Below are 17,125 nucleotides of genomic sequence, written 5' to 3'. Positions count from 1 at the left end.
CAAATTCTTTGCACTTCCCTGCAGTTCCAGACACAGCCAACCGCCATAATTCTTATTTCCTCTTTTATAAAAATAACCACATAATAATCATGGGCTTATTATAATGTTCAACAATACGCGACTCTCTCGCTGGTGGGCGTTGTTTGCGCTTACCGCGACCATCATGCTTGCCCTTCCCGCGCAGGCGAATACGTGGCCTCTTCCGCCCCCCGGCAGTCGACTGGTGGGAGAAAATAAATTCCATGTCGTTGAAGACGACGGCGGCTCGCTGGAGGCGATCGCCAAAAAATATAACGTGGGCTTTTTAGCCCTGTTACAGGCCAACCCCGGCATTGATCCTTACGTGCCACGCGCAGGCAGCGTGCTGACGATTCCGCTGCAAACGCTGCTACCGGACGCGCCACGTGAAGGGATTGTCATTAACCTCGCGGAATTACGGCTTTACTATTATCAACCGGGGAAAAATACGGTCACGGTCTACCCTATCGGGATTGGCCAACTGGGCGGCGATACCCTGACGCCAACGATGGTGACGACCATTTCGGATAAACGCGCCAATCCAACCTGGACGCCGACCGCCAATATTCGCGCACGTTATAAAGCGCAAGGCATCGATCTCCCCGCCGTGGTGCCTGCCGGTCCCGATAACCCAATGGGGCATCACGCGATTCGTTTAGCGGCCTACGGCGGCGTCTATCTGTTACATGGCACGAATGCCGATTTTGGCATTGGTATGCGCGTCAGTTCCGGCTGTATCCGTCTGCGCGACGGTGATATAGAGACATTGTTCCGTCAGGTCACGCCGGGAACCAAAGTGAATATTATCAATACGCCGATTAAAGCCTCGGTGGAGCCAGGCGGCGTGCGACTGGTGGAAGTTCATCAGCCGCTGTCTAAAAATATAGGCGACGATCCGCAGGTGCTGCCGATTGTGCTGAATGGCCCGATGCAGGCCTTTAAGGACGCGCCGCAGACCGATGCTGCGGTGATGGAACATGTTATGGAAGTGCGTTCCGGAATGCCGGTGGATGTAACCCGTCAAGCAGAGGCGAAACCGCAGTCGCTGTAAGCGTGAATAGCTGACCGACAAAAAAGCCTCGCGATGCATCGCGAGGCTTTCTTTTTTTATTGTGGCAATCGCAGCGGCATTAATGAGGGTTAATGCTTACTTATAGATTACCGCCGTACCGTGAAGGGTATTCGGGCCGGTAACAGAGGTAATACGGAAAGACTTCGCCCCCATCTCCTGCGCTTTTTGCGCCAGCTGATCTTCCAGCGAGCCCAGATTCGTGCCGCCATTCGCGGAAATGGTACCGAACTTCTGTTGACCTTCTGGCGTTGCCTGAACTTCAACGGCGGCGAAGCTGGCGAATGAGAGCGAACTCAGTACGGCAGCAGCGATGAGGTTTTTTACGTTTTTCATAGTGATGACCTTTAGCAGATGAATGGGTGTCGTAAGCATTAACTTAACGATCGATAAATTAATCATAGATGTGATCTACATCACACGTCAACTTCTTTTTATAATGATCGTTATATAATTTATAAAGATGTTATTTTTCATGTGAATAGAATTGATTTATTTTTCTAATGAATACTCTGGAGCCAGAAGTGGTTTGTTTTTATAATAGAGAGACCGCTCTTTAAACAGGTACAACGGCATCATGACAACGGATACCACGAGTTGCGCGAAGAAAAGCCGTGGCCGACCAAAAGTGTTCGACAGGGAAGCCGCGCTTGATAAGGCCATGACTCTCTTCTGGCAGCACGGCTATGAAGCAACTTCGCTTGCCGATCTCGTAGAGGCTACCGGGGCGAAAGCGCCTACTCTCTATGCGGAATTCACTAATAAAGAAGGATTATTTCGCGCTGTCCTGGATCGCTACATCACTCGCTTTGCCTCAAAGCACGAAGCCCAGCTCTTTTGTGAAGAGAAAAGCGTGGAATCGGCGCTGGAAGATTACTTCACAGAAATTGCCGCCTGCTTTACCAGTACAGACACGCCGGCTGGCTGCTTTATGATTAATACGTCCGCCACCCTCGCCGCCTCCTCGCGCGATATCGCCCGCACGGTAAAATCACGCCACGCCATGCAGGAACAGACGCTCATCCAGTTTCTGCGCCAACGTCAGGAGCGCGGTGAAATTCCGGCGCACTGTAACCCGCAGGCGCTCGCGGAATATATAAACTGTATTTTACAGGGAATGTCGATCAGCGCCCGTGAAGGAGCCACCTTCGAACAACTGATGCAAATTACGCGTACGACTCTGCGCATCTGGCCTGAACTACTTAAGTCCTGAACGACGCGGCTTCGGATAAAAAAAGCCCCTCAGCCTGAGCGAATGAGGGGCTAACTTGCAGAGTACAGCTTTTTTATGCTTTGTTATTCAGAACCAGTTGGCCATTGCCGTCGAGGGGAATTTGCGTTCCGGGGTCTTTATCCATGCGGATTTTGCCCTGCTGATCGCCAATTTTGTAGGTCACGTCGTAGCCAAGCATCTTTTCAGATTTGTCATACACCGTCTTACAGCGTTGCTGCGTGGTAGTGTAAGTATCACTTTCCTGCATTGACCCCTGGATTTGATTGCCAGCATAACCGCCGCCCAGCGCCCCGACGACCGTCGCCACATCTTTACCACGACCGCCGCCAAATTGATGTCCAATCACGCCGCCTGCTACTGCGCCAAGCACCGAGCCGGCAATACGGTTTTCGTTCTGAACCGGTCTGCGATGCGTGACCGTGACATTACGGCACTCCTGACGCGGCGTTTTTACCGTCTCTTTAATCGGTTTAGCCGATATCACCTGCGCATATTGCGGACTACGATCAAATACGTTGAGACTGGCCACTGCCGCCACACCCAGCGCAGCCGCTACGCCAATCCCTATACCCGCCAACATTGATTTATTCACGGGAGCTCCTCCTTCGTTGCTATTGGTAACAATTTTGCAACCAGTATGCGAACAAAGCCAATCGGAATGAGGATGAAAAATGCGGGATGAGGCGGTAAAGCTGAAGGATTCGGACAACTCCGAAGCAAGAGATGGAGAAGCGCTCACCGGCGCGAGCAGCCGGTGAGGCGCAGAGAAATTAATGCAGTTTCAGACGCGGACGAATGACGCGGTTAATACTGCCCACCAGCATCATCAGGCCGGTTTTAAAGTATCCATGCAGCGCTATCTGGTGCATACGGTATAGCGAGATATACACGAAGCGGGCGATACGTCCTTCAATCATCATTGAACCGCGGGTCAGGTTCCCCATCAGACTACCCACGGTAGAGAAGTTGGACAGAGAGACCAGCGATCCATGATCTTTATACTGGTAAGCTTTCAGCGGTTTGCCATTCATCTGCGCCAGAATGTTATTCATCGCGCAGGTAGCCATCTGATGCGCCGCCTGAGCGCGAGGCGGCACAAAACCTCCCTCCGGACGTGCGCAGGAAGCGCAGTCGCCAATCGCATAAATATCAGGATCGCGCGTGGTTTGCAGCGTCGGTTCCACCACCAGTTGGTTAATGCGGTTCGTTTCCAGACCACCAATCTCTTTCATAAAATCTGGCGCTTTGATACCCGCCGCCCACACCATCAGATCGGCCTGAATATATTCACCTTCTTTCGTATGCAGACCGCCTTCGTCGGCGCTGGTGACCATAGTTTGCGTCAGCACGCGAACGCCCAGTTTGGTCAGTTCATTATGCGCGGCGCTGGAGATACGCGGCGGCAACGCAGGCAGAATACGCTCGCCAGCCTCAACCAACGTCACGTTCAGCGCGTCGTTGGTCAGCCCCTTATAACCATAGCTATGCAGCTGTTTTACCGCATTATGCAGTTCAGCCGACAGCTCAACCCCCGTCGCACCGCCGCCAACGATGGCGATATTGACCTTACCGTTCGCGCCCAGATTAGCCGAATACTTGAGGAACAGGTTCAGCATCTCCTGGTGAAAACGGCGCGCCTGATGCGGGTTATCGAGGAAGATACAGTGCTCTTTCACGCCCGGCGTGTTGAAATCATTAGAGGTGCTGCCCAGCGCCATCACCAGCGTGTCATACGCGATTTTGCGCTCCGGCACCAGCAGTTCGCCCTTTTCATCACGCAACTCGGCAATGGTGATGGTCTTCGCTTCGCGATCGATATCCATCACCGACCCCGGCTGGAACTGGAAACCATGATTACGCGCATGAGCCAGATAGCTCAGCGCATCCACGCCTTCGTCCAGAGAGCCAGTCGCCACTTCGTGCAGCAATGGTTTCCACAGATGGCTGTGATTTCTGTCTACCAGCGTGATTTTCGCTTTTTTCTTGCGCCCCAGTTTATGGCCTAACTGCGTCGCCATTTCCAGCCCGCCAGCGCCGCCGCCGACAATCACGATCTTTTTTAATGGTGTAGTCAACGTGACCCCCTTAAATTTATTAACCAATTGTTAATTAAAAGTTATTAGTATAGCCTTTAATTAACAACAAGTTACGTTAATGAGAATAAGCTTCTGATATGAGAATAGCATGAACGGTGCATTGGTCATACCAAAATTGATGTGCATCAAGTTTTCATGCTGAAAAGATAGACAGTTTGCGAGAATTGAGCATAAAAAAACCAGCCGCAAGGCTGGTTATCCGGTCACTGATAACGCCATATTGCCGGATGGCGTTATCCCAGCGTTTTAAACGCTTTGATACGTTGCAAATGCGGCGAAATATTTTTGAATTTGTGAGTCTGTTCCTCATCCCACACAATTTCATAATACGGGTGAAGCGCTTGCGCTGAGCGTTGGCTGTCCAGCGCTTCGTCATGACGCGAGAGGATCACCAGACAACGATCGCGATTTTTTTCGCGAAAGTTGGTCACGCACTTTGTAGCGATGTCCGCATATTCTTCCGGGCGATCGATTTTCCCCTCCATGTTTTCATAGGGGAACAGGTTCGGGTTAAAAACCACCTGACGGATATCGCACAAAAAGCCAATCCGCTCCGCCCAGTAACCGCCCAGCCCCACGCCACAGATTAAAGGGCGCTCGTCCACATTCAACTGCAACATTTTGTCCACTTCTTTCAGCAGATGCTGCATATCGTGCTTAGGATGCCGCGTACTGTAGCTTACCAGCCGAACATCCGGGTCGATAAACTGTAATTGCAACACTTTTTCATGGTTGCCCGGACTATTTGAATCAAAACCGTGTAAATAAATAATCATCTGGCACCCTCACGAAAACTCGAGTTAATGACCTGCTTTTTCTTCCTGCCAGCGTTCATGTAACTGGTTGAGCTGGGCGCTGGCTGTTTTCCAGCGTGCTGAGTCCATGAGCTCCCGGCGTGAAAATGAACCTTTATGATACAAACGTGTAACACGTTCTGCTTTGATCGGCGACAGATTATCCAGCACGCTGACTGCGCCTTTACGATTATTGCAGACCAGAATCATATCGCAACCCGCATCCAGCGACGCCTGAGCGCGCTCAGCATAGCTGCCCATAATCGCCGCGCCCTCCATCGACAGATCGTCGGAGAAAATGACGCCATCAAAGCCTAACTCCTGACGCAGCACCGTTTTCAGCCAGTACGGCGAACCGCTTGCCGGACGCGGATCGATAGCGCGGTAGATCACGTGCGCAGGCATAATCGCATCCAGTTTATTCTCGCTAATCAGCGTGCGGAACACCGACATATCTTTGCCACGGATGTCCGTTTCAGGACGTGGATCGCACGGCGTCTCTTTGTGGGAGTCCGCCGTGACCGCGCCGTGGCCGGGGAAATGCTTACCGGTCGTTTTCATCCCGGCGTCATGCATACCGTCAATAAAGCGTGTTGCCATTGCCAACGCTTTTGCGGGATCGGCATGATAAGAACGCTCGCCAATTGCCGCGCTGATATGCCCGACGTCCAGCACTGGCGCAAAACTGATATCAATATCCATCGCGATCATTTCGCTGGCCATCAGCCACCCAGCCTCCTGCGCCAGTCGCCCCCCCTCTTCCAGCCCATGCAGCGCAAAAAAAGATTGCGCCGCGGGCAGGCGGGTAAACCCTTCACGGAAACGCTGTACGCGCCCGCCTTCCTGATCGACGGCCACCACCAGATGGTTACGCGATGCCGCCCGAATCTGGCGCACTAATTCGCGCAGCTGTTCCGGGTCATGGTAATTACGCGTGAACAGAATAAGCCCGCCAACCAGCGGATGCGCCAGTATCTCGCGCTCCTCCGCATCCAGCTCACATCCTTCGACATTCAACATTACTGGGCCCACACTGCTCTCCTTATCCTTTCATACGTAGCTGGCGCCAGGTTTCATCGGCCAGCCTGATAAATTGTTGCTCGCCGGTTTGTCGCCAGCGGTATTCGAACCACCCTGCTTTTAGCATAATGACCCAGGGGTGCCATAATCGTATCTGTCGCCATAGCTGCCGGGCGTCGATTCGCGCGCGCGCTGCATACGCGTCTGCCAGTTGTCGGTGCTGGCGTTCATCCTCAACCCATACTGCCGCCAGCTCCAACGCAATATCGCCGTCGCCGGCATACTCCCAGTCAATCAGTCTCAACCCGGCGGACGTTAATACTATATTGTCGCCATGGACATCCATATGCAAAGGCGCGAGCCGCAGCGGGCGAGGTTCACCGTTTTTTTGCAACTGTTTGAGCCGCCGCAACCAAAACGGCGTACGCCTCGCCGGATCGCAACACGACCAGTACTGCGCCAATAGTGGCGATAGCGCGATACGCCAGCCAAAACGCGGCTGTTGATGCAAATGATACAGTAAGGCCGCCAGTTCGTCGGCATCTGGCAGAGCGGAATTTACCACACCATGCAGATATTCTACCGCCATCCAGCCCGGCGTATAAAAAAGCGCTCGCGGCGCAAGACTGGCCGGCAATTGGGATAAGGCGCGGTAATGACGTAAAAAATGGGCTGGTGGAGCGTCGGGGTCGTGATGACGGCGCAGCACGATACGGTGAGTATCGTGGGCAATAATACAGCTCCCGCCGCTTAGCCCCTGCGATGCGGCGACGGCGGGACGATACTGGGGAAAATAGCGCGACAGGATCTCGTCGCGCGTTAAGGGATTATTGTTGTTGGACCGCACCTTTACCTGACCAGATTATCTCGCCCGTTTGCACCAGCATTAACTGCATCTGTAATGCAGGCGCGTTAACGTTACCGGATGCGCTGGAGTAAAGTACATATTGCGCCCCGACATTGCGCGCAATGCCAATAGCTTTACTGCGCGTTCCCAGACTATCCTGCGGAGACAACCCTAACTGCTGTTTTGCCATCGAGAGTTGCTGTACGGAGACCAGCGTAAATTTACCGTTGTTCGCCAGCGCATTACGTAACGTTTCCGTTGCCTCGTTCGCATTTAACGACCCATTCGTCCGGTTATTCACGCTGTCGACAAGCAATACGCTTCCGGCCGTCACGCCATCAGCCTGCAACATTTTGCTGACCAGCGGTTGCATCGCGCCGTTCCAGTCATAGTGGCGCACCTTAGGCGCTGGCTGGCCCGTTTGATCTTCATGTTCGATCGGCCCCGGTTGCTGTGGAATGGTTGGCACAGACGGCACAACAGGAGGTTGCGGTGGCTGCGCGGGTTGTTCTGGCGCTGGTTTTACCTCTTCAACTGGCGCAGGTTGACGTTGCGCCATACACCCGGAGAGAAATATCGCCAGCGCAGCAATGGCGGCGTAGCGATGCATTTTTGTCATCAAAATTCACTCCTCACAAATAAAGATAAAGCCTGACCTTATGCGCCCCCAGATAATTGGCGCTGCCAAATAGCGTTACCGACGAACGCGCGGGTATGGTTACGCTACGCGGCGCCTCCAGCGGATGCATCTCCAGCCCCCGCGCGTCATACCAGTAAAACCGATAATGAACGGTTATGGGCTCTTGCCTTTCGTTATAGACGCGGGAAGAGGCTGATGGCTGGATATCAGACGCCGTCAGTTCAGGCGGCTCTGCGGTGACGCCCGCCGCCAGAACCGTGGACTCCATCACCAGCGACTGCGCGTCGCTTACCGGAATTTCAGGGTGTGACCGGCAGCCGGTAAGCAGCAGCAAGCCCAGAGAAACCGCGATGCATCCTTTGATCATACTTACAAGCCTTTATGCGCCAGCATCGGGCCTAGCGGGCGGCCGCCCAGTAGGTGCATATGGATATGATAAACCTCCTGGCCCCCATGACGGTTGGTATTCATGATTAAACGATACCCATCTTCGGCAATGCCTTCCTGTTCGGCGATTTTCGCCGCCACGGTGATCATCCGACCTAACGCCTGTTCATGTTCCGCCGTCACGTCATTGACGGTTGGGATCAGGATATTGGGAATAATCAAGATATGCGTCGGCGCCTGCGGTGAAATATCACGAAAGGCGGTGACCAGCTCATCCTGATAAACGATATCCGAAGGGATTTCACGACGAATAATTTTGCTGAATATAGTTTCTTCTGCCACGACGTTTTCCTTTTTCATAATAGCCCTTGCAGCGCACATGCTACGCCGAGCCATACTGCGAGTATAGAGTATGAGCGAGTTACCGACGCTCTTTCAACTTTAACCCACGATATATTAAGCGAAAAATGACTACATGCTGGACTTACCGCCATATCCCCCTGCCATGACGCCTTTGTACGCTTAAAAAATATTTCTAGTTTCCCTGGTTATACCGTTTTACACATTTAATACAAATGCGTATATTTCTCATTTGCATTTTTATACACATTAACTAGCAAAGAATGAAAAGGTTCAACGTCATACGTCCTGAACTTACCCCAATAACAAGCAAGGATTTTCAGATGTCTTTCATTCAATACCGCCGGGACAAACACCTTCCGTCCACCGCCGCACCGTCGCTGTTAGCTATGGGTATGGCGATGGCATTTATGCCTGCCGCCTTCGCGGCTGAGGATACCGTTATTGTCGAAGGCGCGACGACCGCTGACGCCGTAAACCGCGAAGAACAGGATTACAGCGTGAAAACGACCGCAGCGGGCACCAAAATGCCGATGACTCAGCGCGATATCCCGCAGTCGGTCAGTATTGTCAGCCAGCAGCGTATGGAAGACCAGCAGTTGCAAACCCTGGGCGAAGTGATGACCAATACGCTAGGGATCAGCGGAAGCCAGGCTGACTCCGATCGCATCAGCTATTACTCGCGCGGGTTTGAAATTGACAACTATATGGTTGACGGTATTCCAACGTATTTTGAGTCCCGCTGGAATCTGGGCGATGCGCTAACGGATACCGCGCTGTATGAGCGCGTGGAGGTGGTTCGCGGCGCGAATGGGCTGATGACCGGGACCGGTAATCCTTCGGCCTCAATTAATATGATCCGTAAACACGCCACCAGTCGGGAGTTCAAAGGTAACGTTTCCACAGAATACGGTAGCTGGAATAAGCAGCGTTACGTCATGGATCTGCAAAGTCCGCTCACCGCGGACGGCAATGTCCGTGGGCGCATCGTGGCGGGTTATCAGAATAATGATTCCTGGCTGGACCGCTATAACAGTGAGAAAGCGTTCTTTTCCGGAATTGTCGATGCCGATCTGGGTACAACCACCAACCTTTCAGCCGGTTATGAATATCAAAAAATTGATGTCAACAGCCCAACCTGGGGCGGTCTGCCGCGCTGGAACACCGATGGCAGCAAAAATAGCTATGACCGCGCGCGTAGTACCGCCCCGGACTGGGCTTATAACAACAAAGAGATAAATAAATTCTTCGTCACGCTTAAACAGCGTTTTGCCGAAAGCTGGCAGGCGACCCTGAATGCGACCCATACTGAGGTCAAATTCGACAGTAAAATGATGTATATCGATGCGTTAGTCGATAAAGAGACAGGTACGCTGGTGAGTCCTTATGGCGCAAGCTACCCCGTGGTCGGCGGTACGGGCTGGAACAGCGGCAAGCGCAAAGTAGATGCCATAGATCTCTTTGCCGATGGCGCTTATGAGCTGTTTGGCCGTCAGCACAATATGATGTTTGGCGGCAGTTATAGTAAACAGAATAACCGCTATTTTAGCGCCTGGGCGAACGTCTTTCCGGACGACATTGGCAACTTCAGCGCCTTTAACGGTAATTTCCCCCAAACCCACTGGGCGCCACAAAATCTGGCGCAGGACGATACCACGCATATGAAATCGCTGTATGCCGCTACGCGCATTTCGCTGGCCGACCCGCTGCATCTGATTCTCGGCGCTCGTTATACCAACTGGCGTGTTGATACACTGACCTACAGCATGGAGAAAAACCATACCACGCCGTATGCCGGGCTGATTTATGATATCAACGACAACTGGTCCGCTTATGCCAGTTATACCTCTATCTTTCAGCCGCAGAATAAACGCGACAAAGCGGGTCAATATCTGGCTCCGATTACCGGTAATAACTATGAAGCGGGTCTGAAGTCCGACTGGATGAACAGTCGCCTCACCACCACGTTGTCCGTGTTCCGCATTGAGCAGAATAACGTCGCTCAGGCAACCACTATTCCCATCCCTGGCAGTAATGGGGAGTTTGCCTGGAAGTCTACTGACGGAACGGTGAGCAAAGGCGTCGAATTTGAAGTGAACGGCGCAATTACCGATAACTGGCAGATGACTTTCGGGGCTACCCGGTATGTTGCCGAGGACAATGAAGGTAACGCCGTGAACCCTAATCTCCCGCGCACCAGCGTGAAGTTATTCACCCGCTATCGTCTGCCGGCGATACCGGAGCTGACGGTCGGCGGCGGCGTGAACTGGCAGAATCGGGTTTACAAAGATACCACGACGCCGTACGGCACTTTCCGCGCCGAACAGGGCAGCTATGCGCTGGTCGATCTGTTTACCCGCTATCAGGTGACGAAAAATTTCTCCGTACAGGGAAACATCAACAACCTGTTTGATAAAACCTACGACACCAATATTGATGGTTCCATTGTTTACGGCGCGCCGCGTAACGTCAGCCTCACCGCCAATTATCAGTTCTGACAGACTGTCGGAGAGCGGCATGTAAAGCGCCATTAAAAAAGGCAGCCGAATGGCTGCCTTTTTTCTCCCCAACATCATTACTGCTTAGCTGTTACGGATGTACTCATCCATTTCCGTTTTCAGGTTATCGGATTTCGTACCGAAAATAGCCTGAACGCCGGAACCCGCGACGACAACGCCTGCCGCACCCAGTTTCTTCAGGCCAGCCTGATCCACTTTCGCTACATCGGCTACGCTCACGCGCAGACGCGTGATACAGGCATCCAGGTTAGTGATGTTCTCTTTACCGCCAAACGCCGCAACCAAAGCCGGCGCCATTTCGCTGGTCGCGCCCGCTTTTGCGTCATCAGTAGTGTCTTCACGACCCGGCGTTTTCAGATCCAGCGCTTTGATCAGCACACGGAACACGGTGTAGTACACAATCGCATAACCGGCACCAACAATCGGGAACAGCCACAATTTGCTGCTGTTACCGGACAGCACGATAAAGTCGATCAGACCGTGGGAGAACGACGTACCGTCACGCATCCCCAGCAGGATACAGATCGGGAATGCCAGACCTGCCAGAATCGCGTGAATGATGTACAGGATCGGCGCCACGAACATGAAGGAGAACTCGATAGGCTCGGTAATACCCGTCAAAAACGAGGTCAGCGCGGCGGAAATCATGATACCGCCCACTTTTGCGCGGTTTTCCGGTTTAGCAGAGTGCCAGATAGCAATGGCCGCAGCCGGCAGACCGTACATTTTGAACAGGAAGCCGCCAGACAACATACCCGCCGTCCGGTCGCCCGCCATATAGCGCGGAATGTCGCCGTGGAATACCTGACCCGCTGCGTTGGTGTATTCGCCGATCTGCATCTGGAAAGGAACGTTCCAGATATGATGCAGACCAAACGGCACCAGGCAACGCTCGATAAAACCGTAAATACCAAACGCGACAACCGGATTCTGATAAGCCGCCCACTGCGAGAACGCCTGGATAGCCGTACCGATTGGCGGCCATACGAAAGACAGCACCACACCGGTAAAAATAGCGGCCAGACCCGAAATGATCGGCACGAAGCGTTTGCCCGCAAAGAAGCCCAGATACTCAGGCAGTTTGATACGGTAGAAGCGGTTAAACATATACGCTGCGATCGCACCGGAGATAATCCCCCCGAGAACACCCGTATCAGCAAGGTGTTTAGCGGCGATCTCTTCAGCAGGTAAATGCAGAACCAGCGGCGCAACCACAGCCATGGTTTTCACCATGATGCCATACGCTACTACCGCCGCCAGAGCCGAAACGCCGTCGTTGTTGGTGAAGCCCAACGCCACGCCGATAGCGAAAATCAGCGGCATATTGGCAAAAACAGATCCGCCCGCTTCTGCCATAACGTGCGATACAACGGCTGGCAGCCAGCTGAAGTTAGCGGAACCGACACCCAGCAGGATACCTGCGATAGGGAGTACGGATACCGGCAGCATCAGCGATTTACCGACCTTTTGCAGGTTAGCAAATGCATTCTTAAACATAATTGAGAGTGCTCCTGAGTATTTGTGCTTTTCTACGTTCTCACGCATTGGCGAGGGGGGAGAACCCCGCCGTGGACAGGACATCTAAGTGCCCTTTTATTTATTACACAGAGTAAAATAAATACGTCTGATTTTGTTTGACGGCTATCACGTTTCAGCGCCAGATAGCCTAAAAAGTATCACATTCTGCCAAAATGAGTTTCCGAATGTTTCCACAAGCTCGTTCACCGCCCCTTTTGTGGCGGTGAACTTTACGCGCTTTGCTTATTAATTACGAGCTTTAAAAAAACTCGTTTAACGGATTGATGACAGGCGAGACGCGTCAATATGGAACAGGCGAGCAAAGTTATCGGTGGTGATCTGCGCCAGTTCTTCAACGGCAACCCCTTTCAATACCGCCATATATTCTGCGACGTCGCGTACCATCGCAGGCTGGTTCTCTTTACCGCGATGCGGCACCGGCGCCAGATAAGGAGAATCGGTCTCGACTAATAACCGATCCAGCGGCACATAGCGCGCCGCATCACGCAACTGTTCAGCGTTACGGAACGTTACGATGCCGGAAAAAGAGATATAAAACCCCAGATCCAGCAATTTGCCGGCCGTTTCTCTGTCTTCTGTAAAACAGTGTAGTACGCCGCCGCAATCCGTCACTTTTTCTTCGCGCAGGATAGCCAGCGTATCGGCACGCGCGTCGCGAGTATGGACAATCACCGGTTTATGCAATTCGCGGCCAATCTGGATATGATGAATAAAAGACGCCTGCTGGCGGATTTTGGTCTCAGGCGTGTAAAAGTAATCAAGCCCGGTCTCGCCCATCGCCACCACATCGTCTTCTGCAGCAAGGAGGCGCAGTTCTTCTACGTCATATGCTTCATCCTGATTTAACGGATGCACGCCGCAGGAAAAGACCACATTATCGCGCTTGCCCACCAGCTCGCGCATATGGCGATACCCCGGCAGCGTCGTCGCCACCGCTAAACAGAACTTCACATCGCGCGCGGCGGCTTTCGCCAGCACATCGTCCACGTCCTTATGCAAAGATTGATAATCCAGACCATCAAGATGGCAGTGTGAGTCGACTAAAAACATAATGTCTCTCTCAAAGATGAGGAACAGGCAACAAGGTGCCTGGTTGCAGGTAATGCTCGATGCGGAGAATGAGATCGGTTAATACCAGTTCGCGATTTAATCCGGTCACATGAAGTAATTGATCACGACAATGGCAAACATCGTTCAGGATTGCCTGAATACGCGCCGGGGATAGCGGCCCCGCCAGCGCGGCAACAACCGCGTCCGCATCAACGTTTGTCAGGTACGACGCGCCGTGCTGACGTTTCAGCGCGTCTACCAGCAGCGTCGCCAGCCAATGCAGGCGCGCCGGGGCTTGCTCATGATTGAGCGCCGTTAATAACGCATACCAGTCGCCCGTATGTAAACTGTCCATCAACGCCTGACACAGCGCCTCACGCTGCGCCCAACGTTCAGACTGCAACAGCGCCAGCGCGGCGCCGGGCGACCCCGCATTCAGGCGTAGCGCCGTGAGCAATGCTTCTTGTGACGCCGTCACTTCTCGCGACAGCCATGACATCGCATACGATTCGGACGGCGCCGCCAGATGATGCAGCCGACAGCGGCTACGTAATGTCGCCAACAGACGAGCAGGCTCCGGGCTGGCAAGGAAAAACCAGGTTTGCTCCGGCGGCTCTTCCAGCGTTTTGAGCAACGCATTGGCGGCGGCGTCGGTTAATAGCGCCGCATCCGCAATCCACACCACCTTCGCGCCGCCCAGACGGGAGTGCTCGTACAATTTCTCGCTGACCTCGCGTACCGCATCTACGCCGAGGCTGCTTTTGCCTTTATCCGGCGTCAGCGTGTAATAGTCCGGATGCGTGCCAGCCTGCATAAGCTGACAACCACGGCAATGCCCACAGCTTTTGTGGCCCTCAGGCTGCTGGCATAACAGATAACGGCTCAGCGCATAGCACAGCGCCTCGTCGCCCATGCCAGGTAAGGCCTGAATCAGTAGCGCATGGTGCCCACGTCCCGCCTGGTAACTTTCTACCAGTTTTTCATAGGCGGGCCGTAACCATGGATACCATTTCATGCCGCTTGCTCCTGCACCCACTTCGTCACCGTGGCGCGAATGTCGCGCATGACGGCATCCAGCGGCTGGGTCGCGTCAATGGTGCGGATACGCGAGTCTTGCGCCGCCAGTTCCAGATAGCGCGCGCGAGTCCGGTTAAAGAAATCAAAAGATTCCTGCTCAATGCGATCCAAATCGCCGCGCGCTCTGGCGCGTTTTAGCCCGACTTCCGGCGTGACATCCAGATACAGCGTCAGGTCAGGACGAAAATCGCCCAGCACGGCATCGCGTAGTGTCGCCAGCATGGTTTGATCAATGCCGCGCCCTCCCCCCTGATACGCCTGGGTCGAGAGATCGTGGCGATCGCCGATCACCCATATGCCTTGCGCCAGCGCGGGTTTGATTACCGTTTCGACGAGCTGTACGCGAGCGGCATAAAACATCAGCACTTCCGCTTTATCGGTAATCACTTCGTCGCCTACCGATCGGATATCCAGCACCAGACTTCTTAGTTTTTCGGCAAGTTGCGTCCCGCCCGGCTCTCGGGTAAAAATCATATTACGAATACCCAGTTGCTCAAGGGTCTCCACCACCACGTCGCGCGCAGTGGTTTTTCCGGCGCCTTCCAGGCCCTCGATGACGATATAATTACTGCCCATTTTTTTCCTTAAGCACTTTCAGGTACTCCTGCACTGACCGATTATGGCTGGCAAGATTGGTGTTAAATGTGTGACCGCCTTTACCGTCGGCCACAAAATAGAGATACGGCGTTTTCGCCGGATGCGCCGCCGCCTGCAATGACGCTTCGCTGGGCGATGCAATCGGTCCTGGCGGCAGCCCGGTTATGGTATACGTGTTATAAGCCGTCGGCTTTTCCAGATCCGCACGCGACAAGTTACCATTATAACTCGTCCCCATTCCGTAAATCACGGTGGGATCGGTCTGAAGGCGCATACCGATTCTCAGGCGATTAATAAAGACTGAGGCCACCTGATCGCGTTCGCTGGCGACAGCCGTTTCTTTTTCAATAATCGAGGCCATTGTCACCAGTTGGTTCTGATCTTTATAAGGCAGCCCCTCGGCCCGGCCTTTCCAGACAGTATCGACAGCTTTCACCATCTTTTGGTGCGCTCGCTTGAGAATAGCGACATCGCTGGTGTTGGCGGTATACATCCAGGTATCGGGCCAGAACCACCCTTCTACCCATTCCGGATGCGCAAGCTTTAATGCCTGAGCGACAGTGGCGTAGTCATCATCCGGCAATGTATGGCGAATATACGGCGCCTCTCGTAACTGTTTCAGGTAATCGCTAAGGCGCATCCCTTCCACAAACCGCAACGGGAATTGCGCTTCTTTGCCGCTCTCCAGCAACTCAAGCATCTCCCGTACGGTCATCCCCGGCGTAAAACGGTAAGTTCCCGCTTTAAAGTGCGATAACTCAGGCTCCACGCGCAGCAGCCACTGAAATACCCGGGGGCGATTAATGATTTTTTCATCATAAAGCTGGTCGCCAAGCGCCAGCCGCCCCGTTCCCGCCTTGAGCGTAAAGATAGTCTCGTTTTTAATAAGTAACGTGCTGTTCGCCAGATGGCGAACTTTCCACATCCCCACGCCCGCGGCAATACCCAGCACAACCAACAGCAGAAGGAAAACGCCTGACAATTTTTTCATAACTAATTCGGATGCTCACAAAATGGGGCTAAAAATTGAAACAGTGTTCGCGAAGAATACGACGTCCCGTGATAGGCGCGTATGGGAATAATCGGCATTAGCGCGTTGCAAATGATAATCTCATCCGCCTGCCTGACTGCCTCCTCTCTCGCCTGTACTTCAAGAACCTGGAAAGGAGATTGCGCCAGTTGGCGTAAACAAAATTGTCGCATAATGCCGTTCACCCCGGCCTGATCCAGACGCGGCGTAAAAACAATGTCGCCTGTACGCCAGAACAAATTAGCCGCACAGCATTCCGTAACCCATCCCTCGCTGTCAAGAACCAGCGCCTCATCGGCGTCCGTCTGCTCAAGATGAGAGCGAATCAACACCTGTTCGAGGCGGTTCAGATGTTTTAATCCGGCAAGATAAGGATTGCGCCCAAGCGGTATGGGACTAAGGGTAAGAGTGATGCCTTGCTTACGCCACTGAGAATAATAAGCGGGATAAGCAGAAACGGAGAGGATTCGGGTAGCTGCCTGACAATTCATGGCGCTGTATCCCCGGCCACCGCTACCACGGCTAATGATCACTTTCAACACGCCTGAATCATGCCCTGTGGCCAACATTGTCATCTCTTGCCGAAGGGTCGCCCAATGGCTAAAAGCGATCCGTAATTTTTCACAGGCAACCTGCAAGCGCTGAAGATGCGCTTCCAGATGGCAAATGTTGCCATCAACAATACGTGCGGTCGTAAAACTGCCATCGCCGAACTGCGTCGCCCGGTCGCTTACAGCAAGTTGATCCTGCGCATGGCCATTAATTAAAAACATAGTGGCTCCTTATCCGTCGCCTGCTAGTGTGGCAGGATGAATAACGCAGAACAAGAGGTGATATGCCTGATAAAA

18 protein-coding genes are annotated in these 17,125 nt (G+C 53.2%); 3 read left to right on the top strand and 15 right to left on the bottom strand.

Annotated features, from left to right (window positions below; translation table 11 throughout):
• Window positions 1–103: 103 nt before the first annotated feature.
• The gene (locus J1G48_RS09515; RefSeq protein ID WP_000482961.1) at window positions 104–1,069 is read left to right on the top strand and encodes a L,D-transpeptidase family protein; all 966 of its coding nucleotides are present in this window, start codon (window positions 104–106) and stop codon (window positions 1,067–1,069) included.
• A gap of 96 nt (window positions 1,070–1,165) precedes the next feature.
• Here J1G48_RS09515 and bhsA read toward each other — a convergent pair whose 3' ends face one another.
• Window positions 1,166–1,423, bottom strand: coding sequence for a multiple stress resistance protein BhsA (gene bhsA / locus J1G48_RS09510; RefSeq protein ID WP_000800134.1), 258 nt, complete (start codon window positions 1,421–1,423; stop codon window positions 1,166–1,168).
• A 241-nt stretch (window positions 1,424–1,664) separates the two neighbouring features.
• Between bhsA and comR the strand changes: the two genes are divergently transcribed.
• The gene (comR, locus tag J1G48_RS09505) at window positions 1,665–2,300 is read left to right on the top strand and encodes a TetR family copper-responsive transcriptional repressor ComR (protein WP_000205986.1); all 636 of its coding nucleotides are present in this window, start codon (window positions 1,665–1,667) and stop codon (window positions 2,298–2,300) included.
• A gap of 73 nt (window positions 2,301–2,373) precedes the next feature.
• Here the strand turns inward: comR and J1G48_RS09500 are convergent, their stop codons facing one another.
• The 8 genes from J1G48_RS09500 to hinT form a co-directional block, all read right to left on the bottom strand.
• Window positions 2,374–2,913, bottom strand: coding sequence for a glycine zipper 2TM domain-containing protein (locus tag J1G48_RS09500; RefSeq protein ID WP_001043453.1), 540 nt, complete (start codon window positions 2,911–2,913; stop codon window positions 2,374–2,376).
• A 178-nt stretch (window positions 2,914–3,091) separates the two neighbouring features.
• On the bottom strand, window positions 3,092–4,396 hold the full coding sequence (gene ndh, locus J1G48_RS09495) for an NADH-quinone dehydrogenase (RefSeq protein ID WP_187787667.1): 1,305 nt from the start codon (window positions 4,394–4,396) through the stop codon (window positions 3,092–3,094).
• Window positions 4,397–4,650: 254 nt separating this feature from the next.
• On the bottom strand, window positions 4,651–5,193 hold the full coding sequence (gene ycfP, locus J1G48_RS09490) for an alpha/beta hydrolase YcfP (protein ID WP_000587945.1): 543 nt from the start codon (window positions 5,191–5,193) through the stop codon (window positions 4,651–4,653).
• Window positions 5,194–5,217: 24 nt separating this feature from the next.
• Complete coding sequence (gene nagZ / locus J1G48_RS09485; RefSeq protein WP_000529340.1) at window positions 5,218–6,243, bottom strand: beta-N-acetylhexosaminidase; 1,026 nt, start codon at window positions 6,241–6,243, stop codon at window positions 5,218–5,220.
• 10 nt (window positions 6,244–6,253) lie between these two features.
• A complete protein-coding gene (gene thiK / locus J1G48_RS09480; RefSeq protein WP_001257327.1) occupies window positions 6,254–7,078 on the bottom strand; it encodes a thiamine kinase in 825 nt (274 codons plus the stop codon).
• Window positions 7,059–7,697 carry a penicillin-binding protein activator LpoB gene (gene lpoB, locus J1G48_RS09475; protein ID WP_000164359.1) on the bottom strand — a complete coding sequence of 213 codons (639 nt, stop codon included), beginning with the start codon at window positions 7,695–7,697 and terminating at the stop codon, window positions 7,059–7,061. The genes thiK and lpoB overlap by 20 nt, the downstream gene beginning before the upstream one ends.
• A 13-nt stretch (window positions 7,698–7,710) precedes the next feature.
• A complete protein-coding gene (locus J1G48_RS09470) occupies window positions 7,711–8,085 on the bottom strand; it encodes a YcfL family protein (protein ID WP_000589563.1) in 375 nt (124 codons plus the stop codon).
• Window positions 8,086–8,087: 2 nt separating this feature from the next.
• A complete protein-coding gene (hinT, locus tag J1G48_RS09465) occupies window positions 8,088–8,447 on the bottom strand; it encodes a purine nucleoside phosphoramidase (RefSeq protein ID WP_001532068.1) in 360 nt (119 codons plus the stop codon).
• Window positions 8,448–8,788: 341 nt separating this feature from the next.
• On the opposite strand from hinT, the gene fhuE reads away from it, so the two are divergent.
• Window positions 8,789–10,963 (top strand): ferric-rhodotorulic acid/ferric-coprogen receptor FhuE, encoded by a 2,175-nt coding sequence (fhuE, locus tag J1G48_RS09460; RefSeq protein WP_000008403.1) that lies wholly within the window; start codon window positions 8,789–8,791, stop codon window positions 10,961–10,963.
• 84 nt (window positions 10,964–11,047) lie between these two features.
• Here the strand turns inward: fhuE and ptsG are convergent, their stop codons facing one another.
• The 6 genes from ptsG to pabC all read right to left on the bottom strand — a co-directional run bounded on the left by ptsG (window position 11,048) and on the right by pabC (window position 17,050).
• Window positions 11,048–12,481 carry a PTS glucose transporter subunit IIBC gene (gene ptsG / locus J1G48_RS09455; protein WP_000475706.1) on the bottom strand — a complete coding sequence of 478 codons (1,434 nt, stop codon included), beginning with the start codon at window positions 12,479–12,481 and terminating at the stop codon, window positions 11,048–11,050.
• 294 nt (window positions 12,482–12,775) lie between these two features.
• Window positions 12,776–13,573: a metal-dependent hydrolase gene (locus J1G48_RS09450; protein ID WP_000480268.1), complete on the bottom strand. Its 798-nt coding sequence runs from the start codon at window positions 13,571–13,573 to the stop codon at window positions 12,776–12,778.
• A gap of 10 nt (window positions 13,574–13,583) precedes the next feature.
• Window positions 13,584–14,588, bottom strand: a complete 1,005-nt coding sequence (gene holB / locus J1G48_RS09445; RefSeq protein WP_000872445.1) for a DNA polymerase III subunit delta' — start codon at window positions 14,586–14,588, stop codon at window positions 13,584–13,586.
• Window positions 14,585–15,226 (bottom strand): dTMP kinase, encoded by a 642-nt coding sequence (gene tmk / locus J1G48_RS09440; RefSeq protein WP_000535396.1) that lies wholly within the window; start codon window positions 15,224–15,226, stop codon window positions 14,585–14,587. The genes holB and tmk overlap by 4 nt, the downstream gene beginning before the upstream one ends.
• Entirely contained in the window at window positions 15,216–16,238 is a 1,023-nt protein-coding gene (yceG, locus tag J1G48_RS09435) for a cell division protein YceG (RefSeq protein WP_000736459.1), read from the bottom strand. Before yceG ends, tmk begins: the two co-directional genes overlap by 11 nt.
• Window positions 16,239–16,240: 2 nt before the next feature.
• Window positions 16,241–17,050, bottom strand: coding sequence for an aminodeoxychorismate lyase (pabC, locus tag J1G48_RS09430; protein ID WP_000478653.1), 810 nt, complete (start codon window positions 17,048–17,050; stop codon window positions 16,241–16,243).
• Window positions 17,051–17,125: the final 75 nt, after the last annotated feature.

Origin of the sequence: Salmonella sp. SAL-020, assembly GCF_017372215.1 — a bacterium.
In the GTDB taxonomy this organism is placed as follows: domain Bacteria; phylum Pseudomonadota; class Gammaproteobacteria; order Enterobacterales; family Enterobacteriaceae; genus Salmonella; species Salmonella enterica.
Note: the sequence above shows the minus strand (reverse complement) of the source record. Positions and strands in the feature narration are given on the sequence as shown.

Coding starts and splice junctions, on each gene's coding strand:
- J1G48_RS09515 (WP_000482961.1), top strand. CDS start 104: ATGTTCAACAATACGCGACTCTCTCGCTGGTGGGCGTTGTTTGCGCTT.
- bhsA (WP_000800134.1), bottom strand. CDS start 1,423: ATGAAAAACGTAAAAAACCTCATCGCTGCTGCCGTACTGAGTTCGCTC.
- comR (WP_000205986.1), top strand. CDS start 1,665: ATGACAACGGATACCACGAGTTGCGCGAAGAAAAGCCGTGGCCGACCA.
- ycfP (WP_000587945.1), bottom strand. CDS start 5,193: ATGATTATTTATTTACACGGTTTTGATTCAAATAGTCCGGGCAACCAT.
- lpoB (WP_000164359.1), bottom strand. CDS start 7,697: ATGACAAAAATGCATCGCTACGCCGCCATTGCTGCGCTGGCGATATTT.
- J1G48_RS09470 (WP_000589563.1), bottom strand. CDS start 8,085: ATGATCAAAGGATGCATCGCGGTTTCTCTGGGCTTGCTGCTGCTTACC.
- fhuE (WP_000008403.1), top strand. CDS start 8,789: ATGTCTTTCATTCAATACCGCCGGGACAAACACCTTCCGTCCACCGCC.
- ptsG (WP_000475706.1), bottom strand. CDS start 12,481: ATGTTTAAGAATGCATTTGCTAACCTGCAAAAGGTCGGTAAATCGCTG.
- J1G48_RS09450 (WP_000480268.1), bottom strand. CDS start 13,573: ATGTTTTTAGTCGACTCACACTGCCATCTTGATGGTCTGGATTATCAA.
- holB (WP_000872445.1), bottom strand. CDS start 14,588: ATGAAATGGTATCCATGGTTACGGCCCGCCTATGAAAAACTGGTAGAA.
- tmk (WP_000535396.1), bottom strand. CDS start 15,226: ATGGGCAGTAATTATATCGTCATCGAGGGCCTGGAAGGCGCCGGAAAA.
- yceG (WP_000736459.1), bottom strand. CDS start 16,238: ATGAAAAAATTGTCAGGCGTTTTCCTTCTGCTGTTGGTTGTGCTGGGT.
- pabC (WP_000478653.1), bottom strand. CDS start 17,050: ATGTTTTTAATTAATGGCCATGCGCAGGATCAACTTGCTGTAAGCGAC.